The sequence below is a fragment of the Nitrospina watsonii genome, assembly GCF_946900835.1.
Classification (GTDB): Bacteria; Nitrospinota; Nitrospinia; order Nitrospinales; family Nitrospinaceae; genus Nitrospina; species Nitrospina watsonii.
Window position 1 is genome coordinate 734,661 of record NZ_OX336137.1, and the last position, 17,814, is coordinate 752,474.

Consider the following 17,814-nt stretch of genomic DNA (forward strand, 5'->3'; position numbering starts at 1 on the left):
GGGTCGCTCTCTATGAGTTCTATTTCGGTACAGTCCCTTTCCCAGGAAATTCGAGATCAGGTTCGGCAGATTGTATTGAATGCCTGCGAGCCGATCGCGCCGTTCTGGCCCATGCGGACGATGGTCGCGCAGAATCCCCTCCACGGATTGGAATACCTGTCGTTTGATGAGGCGGTGCGAAAAGGTAAAGACCTGCTGGGCGGCAACGGCTACCTCGCCAACGACGAGTACCGCCAGTTTTACCGCAACGGCCGCATCACCCAAAAAAGTTTTGAACACGCGTTCTCCCGCGCCGGGCCCGGCGCGGACGGGCGGGTTCCTGTCGAGATAGGAAGCCGGACGGTGGCTCCCGAAGAGGTCTGGCAACTGCACCTGCTTTATGGCTTCGAGGCACTGCCCCCTCCGCTTCTGGAATGGGAGTTGAGCGGGGGCGGTGCGACAAAAGAGTTTCGGCGAGACCTTCCCGAGGAATCCCGCAAACGAATCATTGAACGATACCTCACGGAATGCGCGCCCGGCGAGCATCCTGAAGAAACCTACCTGACAAATTTATGGGAGAGTGTGTTAGCCGCCCTGGAGCTATCCGAATCTGCTGCCTTCTCTCAACAATCTGAAGACTCGCACCCGCAAACATCCGCATCCATTTCCCTGCCGCCTCAACGCACCCTCAGCGATTGGGTCGATAGTTTGACCGAAGGCGGGGGGGTCGAACAAATCAATAATCAACTCATCAAGTGGGTGTCGGCGTTTCTCGATGAAGGGTTGGCCGGCTGGGACATGCCCGGCCGGGAGGAAGGTTTCTACCAGGCCTGGCGGAACCTGGCGCCCCAGGATTTTTCGGCGCGGCTTCTGGGGATCCCGGATTTCGCGCAAAAAGTTCATGGCCTTCCCGCCACTCCCGAGGACGCGATCCTTTCCAGCCTGCACCAACTCGAAATTCCCCAGGAGCAATGGAATGGTTACCTCTCCCGGCAACTGTCTTCGTTGCCGGGCTGGACGCGATACATAAGGTGGCTTGGGGAGCACCCGGCCTACCATGCGCAGCGCAAGCATCCGATCGACATCACACAATACCTGGCCGTGCGGTTGTTCTATGAGGTGGAGTTGATCGGCATTAGGTGCCGGCGGGAATGGGGGATTGATGGGACGGTTTCTGCCCTGACTGCATATTGGAATGATCGATCCGAAGAATACCACCAACGCATTGGGCATGGAGAACACTCCGAAGATCCAGCCAAGCTGATGCAATGCCGGCATGCCTGGCGATTGTTCCATTTGGCGCAGTTTCTTGAGTTGTCTCCAGGAGAAGTTCGCGCTCTCCCGCTTACTGATGCCCGGATATTGTTGCAATGGCTGGATCACTTCCCTGCGGATCAGCATGGAAAGGTATGGATTGAGGCCTACGAGGATTCCTTTCGAGAGAAGCTACTGAGCAAAATTGCAGCGCATCGCGGGACGGTACCGGAGTCGAAAACGCGCCCGCATGCGCAACTGGCCTTTTGTATCGACGTGCGTTCGGAATCATTTCGTCGCCATATTGAAGCCCAAGGCCCCTATGAGACGTTTGGGTTTGCGGGGTTTTTTGGCATTCCCATCAGCCATCTGGCCTTTGATTGTGATCAACGTTCCTCGTTATGCCCGGTGTTATTGACTCCCAACCATGGGGTGGTGGAGACACCTCGGCCGGGAGAAGACGAGGCGTTGGAAAAATATTCTTCGGAGTCTCGCTGGGGCTTGCTGGGTCGCCATCTTTTTCACGATTTGAAGCATCATCCTGTCGGGTCGATGATGGTGATTGATGCCTTGGGATTCTTTTTCAGCCTGGGGTTGGTGGGCAAGACTCTGTTCCAAAAACGATTTCGTGCCATGACCGCCGCGATCCAGAACGGGTTGACGCGCAGGGTGCCAACCCGCATATCGATTTCCACGCCATTGGATCCTCAAAGTCCGAGAATCGGGGAGGTGAGCGCGGAGGGGGTTGCTGACGGGCTTGCGGCGGGGTTTTCTCTTTCGGAACGGGCGACGTTTATCGAAAACGGTTTGCGTGCCATGGGACTCACCAAAAATTTCGCGCGGTTGGTGTGCTTGTGCGGCCATGGGAGTGAGACGGACAACAATGCTTATTATGGGGCGTTGGATTGCGGGGCTTGCGGGGGCAGGCCGGGCGATGCCAATGCGCGGGTTTTTGCCGCGATGGCGAATGAACCGGAAGTGCGTCGGATCCTCAGGGAAAAAGGATTGCCGATTCCCGATGACACTTGGTTTCTGCCGGGAAAACATAACACGACGACGGACCGGGTCGGGTTTTACGATCTGGAGGACTTTCCGGATTCACATCAAGAAGATTTGCAGGCGTTGAAAAAAGATCTGGAAGCAGCGGGGGCAAAGCAGGCGCTGGAGCGGTGCCATCGCATTCCCGGTGCTCCGGCTGAAATTTCTGCAGAGCAGGCGTTTGCTCATGTCGAGGAACGCAGTTGCGATTGGGCGAACCCGCGGCCGGAATGGGGATTGGCGGGCAATGCCGCGTTTATCATTGGAAGGCGAACACTGACCAAAGGATTGGATTTGGGTGGCCGGGCTTTTTTGCATTCTTACGATCCCATTGCCGACCCGCAAGGCGCCATCCTCGAAAAAATCATGACCGCCCCATTGATTGTCGGCGAGTGGATCAATACGGGTTACTACTTTTCTGCAGTGGATCCATGGAAGCATGGAAGCGGGAGCAAGGTGTTACACAATGTCGTTGGAGGCGTTGGGATGATGCGGGGAAGCCAGAGTGATTTGCAAATGGGCTTCCCCTTGCAAACCGTCAATAACGGGGACGCTCATTTTCATGAACCGATGCGCCTCCTGGCCATCATCGAACAGACGCCGGACGTGATCTCAGCCATCATTCAAAAACACGAGATCCTTCAACAGTTGTTTCATAACCAATGGCTTAATCTTGTGGCCCTGGATCTTCGCAAATTCGAGTTTCATCGGTACAACCCGAATGCGACGTGGGAAGCGGTTCATGTTCCTGAATCAAACATAAATTGAAGTCAGGCGTTTGAGCTGTAATAAAAAAATTACAGATGTTTCATTCTAAATTTACAACCGGCTTTTTATATGAAAAATCCAAAGGACGGACATTCTAAAGGCGATCCCGTACTGGATAATATTTTAGAAACGCAACCCAGGCCGGTATCACCCCGCTTCCTGTTTTTAAAAGCCATGGCGCTATTTGTATTTTGGGTTTTGTTGTCCGCCAGCTTTGAATGGAGGCATCTTGGTTTGGGGTTGGTTCTTTCCTTCGCCGTGGCCTGGGTCAACTCCGGCCACTCACCTTTCGTTCCGAAGTTTCGTTTGTGGCTCGGAATCTTCCTCTATCTTCCCTGGCTTTTTTACAAAATCGTTCAAAGCAGCCTTCATTTGTCCAAGCTTATTTTGCATCCTGCGCTTCCCATTTCTCCTCATTTGATTTTTGTGGAAACACAACTGCGTCACCACGGAGCCGTTGTTCTTCTCGGTAATTCCATTACGTTGACCCCTGGAACCATTACTGTAGAGGTTGACCGCAACAAGATTGTTGTTCATGCGATAGATAAAGTTTCAAGCGAAGATGTCACCAGTAAAGAGATCGAATCGAAGATTGCAGATATTTTTAAATACGAAGAGCCGGATTTATGAAGATATTTCTTTTCTGTGTTTTGGTGTTGTTGGCTGTTCTCATCGGCGCCTATCTGTACCGTGTCCTGCAGGGCCCCACAATTTTTGATCGGGTGCTGGGTCTCAATGGCATTTCCACCAAAGCAATTATTTTACTTATTGTCATTGGAATTTTTCTTGAGCGGGTCGATATGTTTATCGACATCTCGACGGGGTATGCCCTGCTGAACTTGGTGGGAGCGCTTGCCGTGGCCAAATATCTGGAACAAAAGGAACATTCCTAGCATGGATATCCTTTCCATTATTTTTATAGTAGCGGGATCGTTTTTTCTGCTTGTTGCTGCGATTGGCGTGATTCGATTGCCTGATGTGTTCAGCCGTTCTCATGCCGTGTCATTGACAGACTCCCTGGGAGCCTTTTTGGTTTTGGTTGGCATCGCCTTTCATGAAGGATTGGATAAAAATACGCTGAAAATTCTGGTGGTGTTGGCCTTGCTGTATATTCAGAATCCGGTCATTGCCCATGCCACGGTTCGCGCGGCTCTCCGGTCTGGCTTGAAACCCTGGAAAAAGGAGACCTCATGATCCTTGCTTATGAAATTCTTTTGCTCCTTCTTCTGCTTGTTACGGCCGCAGGCGCCATCCTGGTTAAGGATTTGATGAGCGCCGTTCTGCTCCTGGGCTCTTATAGTTTTTTCCTGGCGTTGATTTGGGCTTTGCTCGGAGCCGTCGATGTCGCCTTCGTGGAAGCCGTCGTGGGAGCGGGATTGGCGACGGTTCTGTTCCTGTTAACTCTATTCGGAACGGCTCCCAAAGACACCCGGCTTCGGCGTCCGCCTCCTTCTCTGACGACGTTTATTGTGTTTCCGCTCCTGGGAGTTCTTTTGCTCTATGGCGCGAACGATCTTCCCAAATTCAGGGACCCGAATTCTCCGGCGAGCGTTCATGTTTCGCCGACCTATCTCGAACAGAGCTATCAGGATACTCACACCCCGAATGTTGTGACGTCGGTCCTCATGGATTACCGCTCGCTGGATACGATGATCGAAACCCTGGTGATTTTTGCGGCGGGCATTGCTTGCGCTTTACTGCTTAGGAGGTCTGCCAAATGATACGCCCACACGACAGCATTATTGTGCAGACCCTGGGACGCTTTCTCATCCCGGTGGTTCAAATGTTTGGTTTGTATGTGTTGTTTTTCGGGCAATACGGACCCGGCGGCGGCTTTGTGGGTGGGGTGATCCTGAGCACGGGGATGATTCTATCGGTTTTGATCTTTGGTCACGATGCTTCCCGGAGTCAGTTTGCCAAAAAGATTTTGCATGGTGATGGGATCGGGATGCTGATTTACGCGGGTCTCGGCGGGTTGTGCATGATTGGAGGGGGGGAGTTTCTCAATTATGCGAACCTGGAAATCCCGGGTCTTGAAACGGCTTCCCGCAGATCTCTGGGAATCGTGCTCGCACAAGTCGGTGTGGCTGTGGATGTTGCGGTGACAGCCGTTTCCATTGTGTTCAGCCTGTCGGCGGAAGAGATCATGGAGGACTCGATAAATGGTTGATGCATTTTTCGCGATATTTCAACGCCCCAATTTTTTGACATTTGTCATCATTTTTCTATGGGGCTTTTACATCATGGTTACGCGATACAATCTGATCAAGAAACTCATCGGAATGTATCTGGTGCAAACCAGCGTGATTTTTTTCCTGGTGTCTCTCAGCACGAAGAAGGGCGCGACGGTTCCCGTGCTCTTGTCAACGACGGAAACGGTGCAGGCGGCCGATTACGCGAATCCGTTACCTCATGTCTTGACGCTGACTGCCATTGTGGTTGGCGTGGCGATCCAGGGTGTGGGGTTGGCCCTGTGCGCGGCGATCTATCGAAAATATGGAAGCCTGGACGAGGAAAAGATTCTGGAAAAACTGGAATGAACCACCAACTGCCCGCCATTCTATTTCTGTTGCCATTGTTTGCTGCCGTTTCCATGCCGGTGGTTTGCCTGAAGCACCGTCATTGGAGCCACCCGATTTCCGTAGCCATCCTCGCGGCCATGGTGCCGGTCTCTATTTTGAATCTTTATAACGTCATCCAACATGGAGAAGTGCGGTATATGTTCAGCGGGTGGACGGCGCCTTTCGGCATTGAGTGGGTGGCGGATGGACTGGCAAGTGTCGTCCTGGTTTTATTGAGTATCCTGGGTTTGCTGGGTGTGGTGTTTACCGGACCCACTTCCCCAAAGGCTCTGGGAGGCCGCATCGTTCATTATTACACGATGATTTTGTTATTGGTATCCGCCCTGACCGGTATTGTTTTCTCCAGGGATCTGTTCAATCTTTTCGTGTTTTTGGAAGTCGCATCGATCTCGAGTTATGCACTCATTGGTGTCGCGGGGGGCAGGGCGCTGTTTGCGGCCTTTCGCTATCTTATATTGGGAACCCTGGGCGGTTCCCTTTTTCTTTTAGGGGTGGGTTATCTTTATGCGTTGACGGGGACACTCAACATGACGGATATGGCCGCCCGGCTTCCCCTTCTACTCAGTTCTAAAGCGCTGGTGGGTGGACTGCTTTTTATGTTTATTGGCTTGGGGATCAAGATGGCCCTGGTCCCGTTTCATTCCTGGATGCCCGAGGCCTATACCTACGCACCTGAATCCGTTTCCCCGATCCTTGCCTCACTCGTCACCAAAGTAGCACTGCTGGCGTGGATTCGAATCATCTATTGGGTCTTGAATTCGTCCATCGTGATTTTTCATATTCCGATTTTGCTGCTGGTGGCGGTTATTGGATCATTGGCGGCGGTCATAGGCGCAAGCCTGGCTTTGGCTCAGCGGGATATTAAAATGATGTTCGCTTATGGGGGGATTTCGCACATTGGCATCATTCTCATTGGAATCGGTCAAGGCAATCAGACTGGGTTTGTCGGAGGAATTTTTTATTTATTGAACGATGCCGTCATGCAAGCCGCCTTGTTTTTTTTAGCAGGCGTGGCGTTTTGCCTTCATGGGATCAAGACGATTGATGACCTGGGACGGGTTGGAAGACAAACCCCCTGGCTTACCGGGTCTTTGGTTGTTGTGGCCATGGGCATGATTGGTTTGCCTCCGACGGGTGGATTTTTTGGTAAATGGTACATCATCCTTGGAGCGTTGGAAGCGGGCGACTATGTTTCGGTTGCTGCGGTGGTGCTCTCCACGCTCCTGACCCTTGCTTACTTCGTTAAACTGTTTGAAAGTATTTTCCGCCAGGCATCGACCCGATCGGACGTTCAGCCGGGTGAAATCCCCTTCACCTTTAAACTGTCTCTGGGAGTCACGTCCGCAGCCGTCATGATTCTTGGTTTATTCAGTGGTCCCATTGTTCAGCTTTTATTGAACCGGGCTCTGCCGCCGCATCTTTAAGGAAAGCCATGGCCTTTTTCGCCCTCATTCCTTTGTTTCCTCTCCTGGCTTCTCTCATTCTTCTGCTTGGAGGACGGCGCTGGGGCGAAAACGGTCACCGGATCGGGATTCCTGCCATCGTTCTTTCCTTTGCTCTATCGGTTGCCGCTCTCATAGAAGTGTTGCGGAACGGTCCTTTTACCGTTTCTCTTTACCGCCTCTTTCAATCCGGTTCCCTGACCATTGACTTGACTCTGTTCGTTGACCAATTGACGGTTCTGCTTTTGCTTCTGGTCACAGGAGTGAGTGCGATCGTGCATGTGTATTCTTCCCGCTATATGATAGGAGAGTCCCGATACAATCGGTTTTTCGCCGTCATTGCGTTGTTTACTTTTTCCATGATTTTGTTGGTCATGAGCGGCAACCTTTTGATGACGCTGGTTAGCTGGGAAGTCATGGGGATCTGTTCCTATTTGCTGATTTCCCACGCGGCGGAACGCCCTGCTGCTTGCCGGGCTGCCACCAAAGCATTTCTCGTTAACGCCGTCGCGGATGTCGGATTCAGCTTTGGCATCATTCTTACCTTTTTCACCTTTGGCACACTCGACATCCCGACCATTCTTGCTCAGGCGGAAGGCATGCAGGACCATACCATCAATGTCCTCGGGTGGATGGGCCTGGATCTTCCCACCCATTCCATGACACTCATTTCCTTCTTCCTCTTTATGGGGGCGATGGGAAAATCGGCGCAAATGCCGTTTCACGTGTGGTTGCCCTTTGCGATGGAAGCACCGACTCCGGTCTCGGCGCTGATTCATGCGGCCACCATGGTGAATGCCGGTCCCTTTTTGCTGGTGCGGTTGAGCCCGTTGATTGTCCTTTCTCCATTCGCCATGACGTTCATCGCCATTATTGGGGCCGCGACCGCGGTATTTGCCGGAATGGTTTCCTTGACGCAGTCGGACATCAAAAAGATTCTGGCTTATTCCACCATCAGTCAAATCGGATTCATGGTGATGGCCTGTGGTTTGGGCGCGTTTGCGGTTGCGATTTTCCACCTCCTTGCCCATGGGTGCTACAAGGCGTTCTTTTTTCTATCTACCGGCAATGCGTTGCGAGCCGTGGAACGGGACCTTGAGCATGACGTCCATCAACACCGTGTCTCTGAGGGCATGGGGGTCTTATATGGTGGGGCCTTGTTGTTGGCGTTGCTTCCGCCGTTCGTGCTGTTTTCCGGATCGTATGAATATTTGTGGGGTGTCACAGGGATTGCTTCGGCCACGATCGGATTCAAAATCATTGCCCTGGTCACGGTGTTTGTGGCGTCCCAGTATATTTTTAAAAGTGTCACTGCGATTTTTGTCAATGGACCCAAGACGTACGGACCCGCTTCAAGGCAGCCTGGTTCGGATGCGCAATCCGTTCGGCCACAGCTTTTAAACGGCCCCATTTTAACGGGGCTTTTTCTGGCTGTGATGTGTGCCGGTTGGCTGTTGACCATGATCTGGAGCGGGTTTGCCAACTTCCTCGCCCCGGCTTTGCCCCATCCGGGAGACACGTTGAGCGAAGCGGCCGTGCAACACGGGTTTCCTTTTTGGCTTGTCATGTCTCTTGGCGTGGCCGTGGCGGGGTGGCTCCATGCATACTCAACACAGATGCGCCCGCAACATCAAGTCTCCAGATCAAATGTAAGAAGCAATCGATGGTATGTCCTGTTTTGGAATAAAGGGTATTTTGATGAAATCTACGATGCCTGGCTGGTAAACCCAACCCTGCGGTGCGCAAACTGGTTGTGGTTGAATATTGACATACGGGTTATCGATCATTTCATCCATTCTATCGCGACGTCTTCCGTGCATTTTTCCAGGTTGTTGTGGCGCATTGTTGATGTGAGAATCATCGACCATGTTGTTCATTCTACCGCGGCTCATTCGGTGTCTTTGGCCGGGTGGTTATGGCGCATTGTTGATATCCGTTGGTTGGGACAAAAACTGGACCGGGCAGCAGGACAAGCCAATACCGCAGGAGAATTACTGCAAGAGATTGAAGCCCGTACCATCCAACGCCAATTATTGATAATGATATTCTGGTTGGGGGCCATGACGGGCCTGCTGTATATCATGGTTTGATGAGTCCCCGATTTGCAGTCCTGTTGTAAAAATTGAATCGGGTTGCGAACGGCCCAGTCGTTTTCCTTGCGCTGGTTTGAAAAACCAGATGATAGCTTCTTTCGCAGGACAGAGGTGTCTCCAATGGCTCTATTGATGGATCATCTGATAAGTTGCATGGTTGCCGTTCCGTTTTTAGGAATCGTCGCCCTGGCCTTTGTGCGTGATGAGGAATGGATTCGACGCATTGCCTTTGGCTTCACGATGGTGGAATTTTTCCTTTCGCTGATACTGTGGAAGGGCTTTGATCTCACCCAGAAAAACATGCAGTTCGTGGAACGTATGGAATGGATGCCCACGTTCAACATTCAGTATGCGGTGGGTGTGGATGGCATCAGTATTCTTTTGGTGATACTCACCGCCTTTCTCACCCCACTCTGTGTCCTGTGTTCGTGGACGGGCATCACGACACGGGTGCGCGCCTATCTTTCGCTGATCCTGCTGGTGGAAGGCGCCATGATTGTGGTCTTCACCGCCCTCGATCTTTTCCTGTTTTTCATGTTGTGGGAACTCACAATGATTCCCATGTATTTCATGATCATTCTCTGGGGAGGGCCGAATCGCATCGCCGCCGGGCTTAAATTTGTTTTGTACAGCCTGACGGGAAGCTTGATGCTGCTGGTGGGAATACTGGGTGTTTATCTCAATGGGGGACATACCTACGATCTACTGGTGTTGACGGAACAAACGTATTCTTCCAGCACGCAATTCTGGTTGTTCCTGGCGTTCTTTCTGGCTTTTGCCATAAAAATGCCGATGGTTCCCTTTCATACGTGGCTTCCCGACGCGCACTCCGAAGCCCCGACGGCGGGCAGTGTCATTCTCGCCGGGGTGCTGTTGAAAATGGGGGGGTATGGATTTTTGCGGTTTTGTCTGCCGATGTTCCCAGAGGCTTCGGCGGATTTCGCCCCCTATATTTTGTGGTTGTCGGTCACAGCCATTATTTATGGCGGATACATGGCCCTGGCGCAGTCCGATCTAAAAAAACTCGTCGCCTATTCTTCCGTTTCCCACATGGGTTTTGTGACGCTCGGAATTTTTGTGTTCAACAACCAGGGCATCCAGGGGGCCGTCCTGCAAATGTTCAATCACGGCCTCACCACCGCGGCCTTGTTCATTGCCGTGGGACAATTGTACGACCGCACTCACAGCCGGGCGATTTCCGATTATGGCGGCCTGCATAAAACCATGCCCCGATTTGTTGCTCTGTTCTTTTTATTTTCCGTCGCCGCCTTTGGGTTGCCCGGCACCTGCAACTTCATTGGGGAATTTCTGGTCCTGGTGGGAACGTCCAAGGTCAGCTTTGCCATGGTGCTCATCTCTATCGGCGGTATTCTTTTGGCCGCCTCATACATGTTGTGGATGCTGCAAAGAGTGGCCCTCGGAGAGGCCTCGACGAAGGCTGCCGAAGCGCTCCGGGATCTATCGATCCGGGAGTTGGCGACACTGATTCCCTTGGCCATCCTGGTATTGGGCATTGGCTTGTACCCCGGCCCCTTGATGGAGATGATGGATGCGAGCGTGCTGCACCTCATCCAACAAGCCACAGGGCCGTAAGGGGGTGAAGTATCTAAATTTCAACTGTGGGGCCCTGAACAAATCTTTTTGCGTGGAACGCGCTCAATCCGCCGGAAGCCCTGTTTTCCTGCAAAACAGTTTTCCCAGAAAAGCGGTGTGTTTATCGCAGGTTTCGAGGAGGGTACCCACGTCCTCATTTCATTCTGAATGAAGACACGCTTGCCCATCCGGGAATCTCTAAAAACTGGTTGACTAGTGAATTGCATTTCATGTATCGTGCGTCTTTTATTCGAGTATAGAGTTTCTTCGATTTTTGGATCGTGCTCCCTCTAGTGCCTGTCGGAGCGAGGCGGGGCTTTAGAAATCCCGCATGTTCCCAATAAGGATCGTGGATGAAAACAGAGAAAGTGGTTGCGCCGTCGTGGACCTTTTTGACCAATCATGCGCACGTCCTGTTGTGCCTGGCCAATAACCCGTCTGCGCGGATACGAGACATTGCGGTGGAAGTGGGTATCACGGAGCGCGCCGTTCAACGCATAATCGTTGAGCTGGAGGCGGACGAGTATTTGGAGCATTACCGCGATGGAAGAAGGAACGTGTACAAAGTTTTCAGCCGCAAGTCGCTGCGCCATTCGATAGAGAAGCATCGGCAGGTGCGCGATCTGATCCGGCTGATTAATAAATAAATGACTTGACGCAAATCGTTGGCCCCATCGGGGACTATCATTGACGAGGCTGAAATAAACGCATTCTGGCTTTAGTTAATTTTAATTATTGGACCTGAAAAAGCTTTTAAGAGAGCTGAAAGCTTGAACCGGGAAAGGGCAATAATTACGCCATGACAATTTCAATTCTTATACTGTTGTTTCCCCTGTTCGCTGCAATCCTCATCGGGGCCTTCGGCAAGCGTGTGCCATCTTTTGTAGCCAGGGTGGGGGTCATTGCAACGGTAAGTGCATTCTTTATAGCTGCCTGGACTCTTTATTATGTGAGTACGAAGGGCTCCATTCATATCATGCTGTGGCCGGTAAACTCCGACCCCTCCGCCGTATTCAAGGTTGGCCTGCTGATCGATCGTCTCACTGCGGTCATGATGGTGTTGATCACCAGTGTCAGCACGATCATTCATGTTTATTCAATTCGATATTTAGAGGGCGATCCCGGCTACGCCCGGTTTTACGCGTTGCTGAGTTTCATCACCTTTGTGATTCTGTCCCTCGTTTGCAGTTCGAACCTGTTCATGTTGTTTGTGTTCTGGTCGTTGTTGAGCTGGGCCCTTTACCTCATCCTCGTATTCAACTGCTCCCATCCTGACGCCAAAAAGAACGCCTTCAAGACGTTTTTCGTTCACCGTGTCGGGGACGTGAGTTTTCTCTTCGGAATTTTTCTGACCTACAAGTATTACGGCACTCTGGAGTTTTCGGAACTGTTCGAGGCGGCAAAGCGATCTCAAACGATTTCGTTGCTGCCCGGAAACCTGTTCGACGTCAACGTGGTTTCCTTAATCACACTGTTGATTTTTGTCGGCGCCATGGCCAAGTCGGCTCAATTCCCTCTGCACGTATGGCTGCCGGACACCATGGATTCGCCTACCCCGGTATCCGCCCTCATGCACGCAGGAATCGTCAATGCCGGTGGATTTTTGTTGAATCGATTGGCTCCTTTCTATGCGCTTTCGCCAACGACGCTTCATGTTGTGTTTGTGATTGGCGCGCTGACCGTTTTGCTCGGCGCCTCCATGATGCTGGTGCAAAACGACATTAAAAAGACCCTGGGTTTTTCCACCATGGGGCAAATGGGTTACATGGTCATGGAATGCGGGCTCGGGGCCTTTGCACTGGCAATCTTTCATTTGATCGCGCACGGCCTTTTTAAAGCGACATTATTTTTGGGGGCGGGGCAGGGCATCCATGAAGCACGGAACGAGCCCGAGTTTCCGGATGCGTCGGCGCACCAACCTGTGCAGGCACCGACGCATTTAACCTGGATCACGGGTTTGATCCTCACTTTAATCATGCCGCTGGTCATTCTCATGCTGGCGCATGACGTGTTGGATGTTCCACTGAAAGATGCCAACGGAACCGTTATTTTTCTCTTTTTCGGTTGGGTGACGGCATCCCAGGCCATGTTCAGTTTGTATCGCTTGTACCCTGTCGGGTCTTGGGCGGCGGTCAGCACCATGGTCGGCGCTCTGTTTTTAATCGTCTTTGTTTACCTGTGGGCGGGCGAGGCGTTCACGCATTTCATTTACCATCAGCCCGGCGTGGCGGCAGGATTCTTCAAGGCTGCGGCGCTTCATCCCAGGGTCTTTGACATGCTTGTATTGATGGCCACGGTTCTCATTGTTTTTGGCTGGGTCGTTCTCTATACCAATTCCAAAGGCCAGGCCATATTTATGAGAAGCTGGATTCTTTCAATTCGAAATCAAATGTACATCCTTTTGATCAACCGGTTCTACCTCGACCTGGCTTATGTGCGATGTGGCGATAACCTTTTGCGATTGGCTCAAAAAGTAGCCAGTCGATTTTAAATACAATCGAAATTACTATGATTTTTGAACAGACACTTTCAATCATTCTACCGCTCATTCCGCTTGTTTTCGGGATGGTTTGCAGGGCACCACGAATCTCAATGGCCAGTCTTAAATCCATCGGGTTGATGACGATTGGCGTTCTGGGTGCCGGGGTGGTCTTGATGGGCTCTGCGTTTGAGGCGGACCCGTCGATCCTGCTTTTGGCCGGCGCTGTGCTTCTTTCCGGTTTTTGCGGGCTTGTCGGTCAGGAGGGAACCAAGGAAGGCTCTGCTGTCTGCGCTTCGATCCTGATTGTTCTCGGGTTGGGCCTGGGCGTCCTGCTGAACCAGGGACTGGTGAGCCGCCTGTTCCTCATAGGTCTTCTGGGATATGTCGCCGTCTCTCTCAATCGCGAAACGCGTTCTTCCCTGCGCGCAAAAATAATTTTTATTCAAGTGGCCATTGCTGTTGCCTTGGCCTTGGGTTCCATTTTTTCCGGGGACACCGTTCGCTTGTTGGCCGGCCTGTTGCTTGCCGTGACGTTTCTGCCGCTGGCTCCTTTTCACCTTCCGTTTGTGGGCATGTTGGAGCGTGCGAAAGGAACCCTGCCAAGTTTTTGGATTGTCGTCTGGCTGACCATCGGCCTGGCTGAGTTGCAAGCCATTCACGCGTCGCTCACGGATGACATGCTTCTGGCCCTCAGCCTGTTGGCTTTGGCGAGCGCGGTCTATGCATCTTTGGCCTGTCTCGGACAGCAAAAAAGCAACCTTTTCGTGGCCTCTGCGACCGTCGCGCATGTGGCGCTTGTCTGGGGGCTGCTTGACATATTTTCCAGTTTTTCCAGATGGGGAATTCCATTCGGTGTGGCGGTGGCCCTCGTGATGGGGGGTGTCAGCCTTGCCTTTTCGTTTGTTCGGCAACGTTATGGTTGGCAAACCATTGGCAAGCTTCCGGGGCTCGCCTCGCCCATGCCCCGGTTTGGAACGGTCATGGTTTTTCTTGTGAGTTTTGCCGTGTTTCTGCCGTTGTTCTCCACATTTTCCGGGCTGAAATTCATGACCACGGCGGTCACTCACGATGTTGGAATCATCCTGATTTTGTCCACGTTTCTCGTCGTTTGGTTGGGGGGAGGCTGGTACTTTTCACGGGTGCTTCATCAAACCGCTTTTGGGACGGCACGCCCTGATGTGCCCTATACGGATTTGCGGACAGCGGAATTTGTTGCGGTATCGGCGTTACTGGTATGTGCGGCTTATAGTGGGTTGATCCACTAGCGCGTCCGTTTTTTTAATTCTTTTAGGAGGCCGGCGAGTCCAAACCATGAATCGTCTTGACGTTAAAGAGTTGGTTCCGACGAGCGAATTACAGCGGATGGAATTGCGTTCCCTCGTGAACCTGGCGGGTGAAACCATCTCGTATTTCTGGCCGATGAAAATGTTTATTCATCACAACCCGCTTCATGGGTTGGAGCATCTGCCGTTTGAAGAGGCCATAAACGAAGGGAAACGGGTTTTTGGAGGCCGTGGTTATCTTTGTAATGAAGAATACCGGAATTATTACAAGGAAGGACGGATATCCGAACAGTCTGTTGAGCAAGCTTTGGTGGAAATGTCCCAGGATGCCGTCCTCACCCTTGAGGACCGGAAACTTCATCACCGGGAAGTCCTGAAAACCATCCTCATTCACGGTACGGGGAAAGTGGCCCCGGATGTGAGCGCCGCTGTATTGCAATCCTCTCTCAAACAGCCTGACGTAAGGAGTCTGCTCAAGAGAGTGCAGGAGTTGTCAAAAAAGAACGCCCAAAACGATTCCTTGAACGGTTATTCGAGTCAGGATCAGAAAGAGCTGGGGATACGGTACACCCTTGGAGAGTGGTGCGACCAAACCCTTGGAACGAAGGTGCAGGATGAGATCAACGGCGAACTCATCAAATGGTGTGGCGGGTTTCTCGATGAAGGGCATGCCTCTTGGGATATGCCTTTAAGAAAGAAAACTTTTTACGGCGGATGGAAAAAGTTGGTCAGGGATGAGTTGTCGGGGTCGCTGCTTGGTATCCAGGATTGGAAAAATAAAATCGAAAGCCTGTCTGACCAGCCGGAAGAGGCCGTATTGGAAAGCTTATCCATTTTGGGCCTGCCCAAGGATTTGTGGAGCAATTATTTCACTTTACTGCTGGCCCAAATGTCCGGATGGACCGGGTTCATCAAGTGGCGGTCCGACCAATCGGATTATGAGTGGCAACGCGCCTTTCCCATTGACCTGGTCCAGTATATGGCCGTCCGTCTGTTTTATGAGCGGGAAATCGTGGCGCTGGCATGCCGGGAGAGGCTGGCCATTCCCGGCACCTATCCCGCGATACAGTCTTGCCTGAGCGATCATCCCAGAGGGTATGGCCTGTTCAAGGAATATCAAACGCGGGGACTGCCGGATGAAATCGAAGACCAACTGAATAGGTCTCTGTTCGTGCAGAATCCCCTGAGCATCGAGGACCTCGATCGATGCGATCCGGGGCTGATCCTGAAATGTGAGCGGATCAAACAACAGCAGGAGGCCGAAGTCCAGACCCTGGTCGTGTTGCACCTTGCGCGAACGTTGGCCATTCCCATCAAGGATTTTCTGCAGAGTCCTCCGGAAACGTTAGGCGCCTTGCTCGAATGGGTGGAGCAGTTTCCGGAAGCCCAGCACGGGCCTGTCTGGCTCCAGGCCTTTGAGTCCAGCTACCTCAAAGATTTTATGAAACAGATTTCGCCCAACCTCAAGATACCGGGAAAGGGCGATGCTTCCAGGGACGATGTTTCTGAGGAAGAGGCTTCGGAATCGCGGCCGCTGGCTCAGGCGGTTTTTTGCATCGATGTCCGTTCAGAAAGTTTTCGAAGACACCTGGAAGGAGTCGGTGGAAATGAAACGTTCGGGTTCGCTGGATTTTTTGGCGTCCCCATATGCTATCAGGGGTATGCCAGCGAACAGCAAACGGACCAATGCCCGGTTCTGCTGAAACCCAAGCACGTCGTCCGGGAAATCCCCCGTGCGTATCAAGCCAAGGATGCCGAAAAATTCCTGGAGCGCCAGCAACTGGCCAAGACGGGGCACACCCTGCTGGAAGATTTGAAAGAAAACGTGATCACTCCCTATGTCATGGTCGAGGCCATTGGCTGGTTTTATGGATTCAAGCTGTTCGTCCAAACCCTGCAACCCAAATGGTTCAAGACGGTCATGTCCGGGATCAAAGCGCGTCTGACTATCCCCATTAATACCACTTTGACTGTTGATAAAATCAGTGGGGAAGAAGCTCAGGAAATGGTTGCGGCCCAATACGGGGCAGCTATTTATCGGCAGTTGATTAAGGAATACGGCCGGAAAGGCGCCGCCGTTCCTCATGAGCAGATCGAGCGTTTACGGAAGCTGGCGCTGCAACAAAACCAATCCGCCCAAAACGATTATTCGGAACTGTTCCGGTTGCTGCGTTGGACCGAATCGGATCTCGAGCGCTTCATCCGCGTGCTCAGAAAAGATTTTGATATCAATGAGCGGGATGCGGCTCATCGAATGCACCGCATCACACAGACCGGATTTACGCCAACGGAGCAAGCTCATTTTGTGGAAACGGCTCTGAGGATCATGGGCTTCACCAAAACATTTGCCCGGCTCGTCCTGCTTTGTGCGCATGGCAGTACCTCGGACAACAATCCTTATGAATCTGCCTTGGATTGTGGGGCATGTGGTGGGAATCACGGAATTTCGAATGCACGGACTCTTGCCGTCATGGCCAACAAACCGCAGGTCCGGCAAATGCTGGCTGAGAAAGGCCTGCTGATTCCCCCGGATACGCACTTTCTTCCCGGACAACACGATACGACCACGGATGAAGTCGAACTGTTCGATCTGGAAGATGTCCCGGCCACTCATCGCAAGGATTTACGCCAGCTCCAGCAAGACCTCAAAGCAGCAGGTGAAAATAACAGCCGGGAGCGGTTGACTCGTCTTCCGGACGAGCCGGTCCGGAAAGGGAATTTTAAAGCATCGGCGCGGACCAAACAGCGAAGCATCGATTGGTCGCAGGTTCGGCCGGAATGGGGGCTGTCCCGGCACACCGCTTTCATCGCCGGGCGGCGTTCGTTGACGCAGGGAATCAACCTGGAGGGCCGGTCTTTTTTACACTCCTATGATTATTCGCAGGACCCCAGTGGAAAATACTTGGAAATCATCATGACCGCGCCCATGATCGTCGGCAATTGGATCAACATGGAACATTATTTTTCTACGGTTGACCCGGACGTTTATGGTAGCGGCAGCAAGGCTTACCATAATGTAGTGGGCCATTTGGGGGTGATGTTCGGCACCCAGAGCGATCTGTGTGTTGGACTTCCCATCCAAACCGTTTACAATGGTGAAAAACCGTACCACGAGCCCATGCGATTATTTGTTATCCTTGAGGCTCCGTTGAAAAGGATTACAGACATCATCGAGCGACATGAGTTTTTACAGGAATTGATGAGAAATCAGTGGCTCCATCTTGTCGCCTTAGATCCCGATACCATGGAATTTTTCCGCTTTCAATCGCCGAAAGATTGGGAACCGATTCATTAACATTA

Annotated in this window: 14 protein-coding genes; all 14 read left to right on the top strand. The window is 52.1% G+C overall.

Annotated elements, in window-relative coordinates:
- The first annotated feature begins 12 nt into the window (after positions 1–12).
- Complete coding sequence (locus QML71_RS03290; protein ID WP_282010475.1) at positions 13–3,039, top strand: DUF2309 domain-containing protein; 3,027 nt, start codon at positions 13–15, stop codon at positions 3,037–3,039.
- 69 nt (positions 3,040–3,108) lie between these two features.
- Positions 3,109–3,669, top strand: a complete 561-nt coding sequence (locus QML71_RS03295) for a Na+/H+ antiporter subunit E (protein ID WP_282010476.1) — start codon at positions 3,109–3,111, stop codon at positions 3,667–3,669.
- Positions 3,666–3,932 (top strand): MrpF/PhaF family protein, encoded by a 267-nt coding sequence (locus tag QML71_RS03300; RefSeq protein WP_282010477.1) that lies wholly within the window; start codon positions 3,666–3,668, stop codon positions 3,930–3,932. The genes QML71_RS03295 and QML71_RS03300 overlap by 4 nt, the downstream gene beginning before the upstream one ends.
- A gap of 1 nt (position 3,933) precedes the next feature.
- Positions 3,934–4,233: a monovalent cation/H(+) antiporter subunit G gene (gene mnhG / locus QML71_RS03305; protein ID WP_282010478.1), complete on the top strand. Its 300-nt coding sequence runs from the start codon at positions 3,934–3,936 to the stop codon at positions 4,231–4,233.
- Complete coding sequence (locus QML71_RS03310) at positions 4,230–4,760, top strand: DUF4040 domain-containing protein (RefSeq protein WP_282010479.1); 531 nt, start codon at positions 4,230–4,232, stop codon at positions 4,758–4,760. The genes mnhG and QML71_RS03310 overlap by 4 nt, the downstream gene beginning before the upstream one ends.
- A complete protein-coding gene (locus QML71_RS03315) occupies positions 4,757–5,209 on the top strand; it encodes an MnhB domain-containing protein (protein ID WP_282010480.1) in 453 nt (150 codons plus the stop codon). Before QML71_RS03310 ends, QML71_RS03315 begins: the two co-directional genes overlap by 4 nt.
- Positions 5,202–5,579: a cation:proton antiporter subunit C gene (locus tag QML71_RS03320; RefSeq protein ID WP_282010481.1), complete on the top strand. Its 378-nt coding sequence runs from the start codon at positions 5,202–5,204 to the stop codon at positions 5,577–5,579. Before QML71_RS03315 ends, QML71_RS03320 begins: the two co-directional genes overlap by 8 nt.
- Positions 5,576–7,045: a complex I subunit 5 family protein gene (locus QML71_RS03325; RefSeq protein ID WP_282010482.1), complete on the top strand. Its 1,470-nt coding sequence runs from the start codon at positions 5,576–5,578 to the stop codon at positions 7,043–7,045. Before QML71_RS03320 ends, QML71_RS03325 begins: the two co-directional genes overlap by 4 nt.
- An 8-nt stretch (positions 7,046–7,053) precedes the next feature.
- A complete protein-coding gene (locus QML71_RS03330) occupies positions 7,054–9,153 on the top strand; it encodes an NADH-quinone oxidoreductase subunit 5 family protein (protein WP_282010483.1) in 2,100 nt (699 codons plus the stop codon).
- Between the two features lie 123 nt (positions 9,154–9,276).
- Positions 9,277–10,749, top strand: a complete 1,473-nt coding sequence (locus tag QML71_RS03335; RefSeq protein ID WP_345742333.1) for a complex I subunit 4 family protein — start codon at positions 9,277–9,279, stop codon at positions 10,747–10,749.
- Positions 10,750–11,102: 353 nt separating this feature from the next.
- Positions 11,103–11,396 carry a helix-turn-helix transcriptional regulator gene (locus QML71_RS03340; protein WP_282010485.1) on the top strand — a complete coding sequence of 98 codons (294 nt, stop codon included), beginning with the start codon at positions 11,103–11,105 and terminating at the stop codon, positions 11,394–11,396.
- A 152-nt stretch (positions 11,397–11,548) separates the two neighbouring features.
- Positions 11,549–13,240 (top strand): NADH-quinone oxidoreductase subunit 5 family protein, encoded by a 1,692-nt coding sequence (locus QML71_RS03345; RefSeq protein ID WP_282010486.1) that lies wholly within the window; start codon positions 11,549–11,551, stop codon positions 13,238–13,240.
- A gap of 17 nt (positions 13,241–13,257) precedes the next feature.
- The gene (locus QML71_RS03350) at positions 13,258–14,496 is read left to right on the top strand and encodes a hypothetical protein (protein ID WP_282010487.1); all 1,239 of its coding nucleotides are present in this window, start codon (positions 13,258–13,260) and stop codon (positions 14,494–14,496) included.
- Positions 14,497–14,542: 46 nt separating this feature from the next.
- Positions 14,543–17,809 carry a DUF2309 domain-containing protein gene (locus QML71_RS03355; RefSeq protein ID WP_282010488.1) on the top strand — a complete coding sequence of 1,089 codons (3,267 nt, stop codon included), beginning with the start codon at positions 14,543–14,545 and terminating at the stop codon, positions 17,807–17,809.
- Positions 17,810–17,814 lie beyond the last annotated feature (5 nt).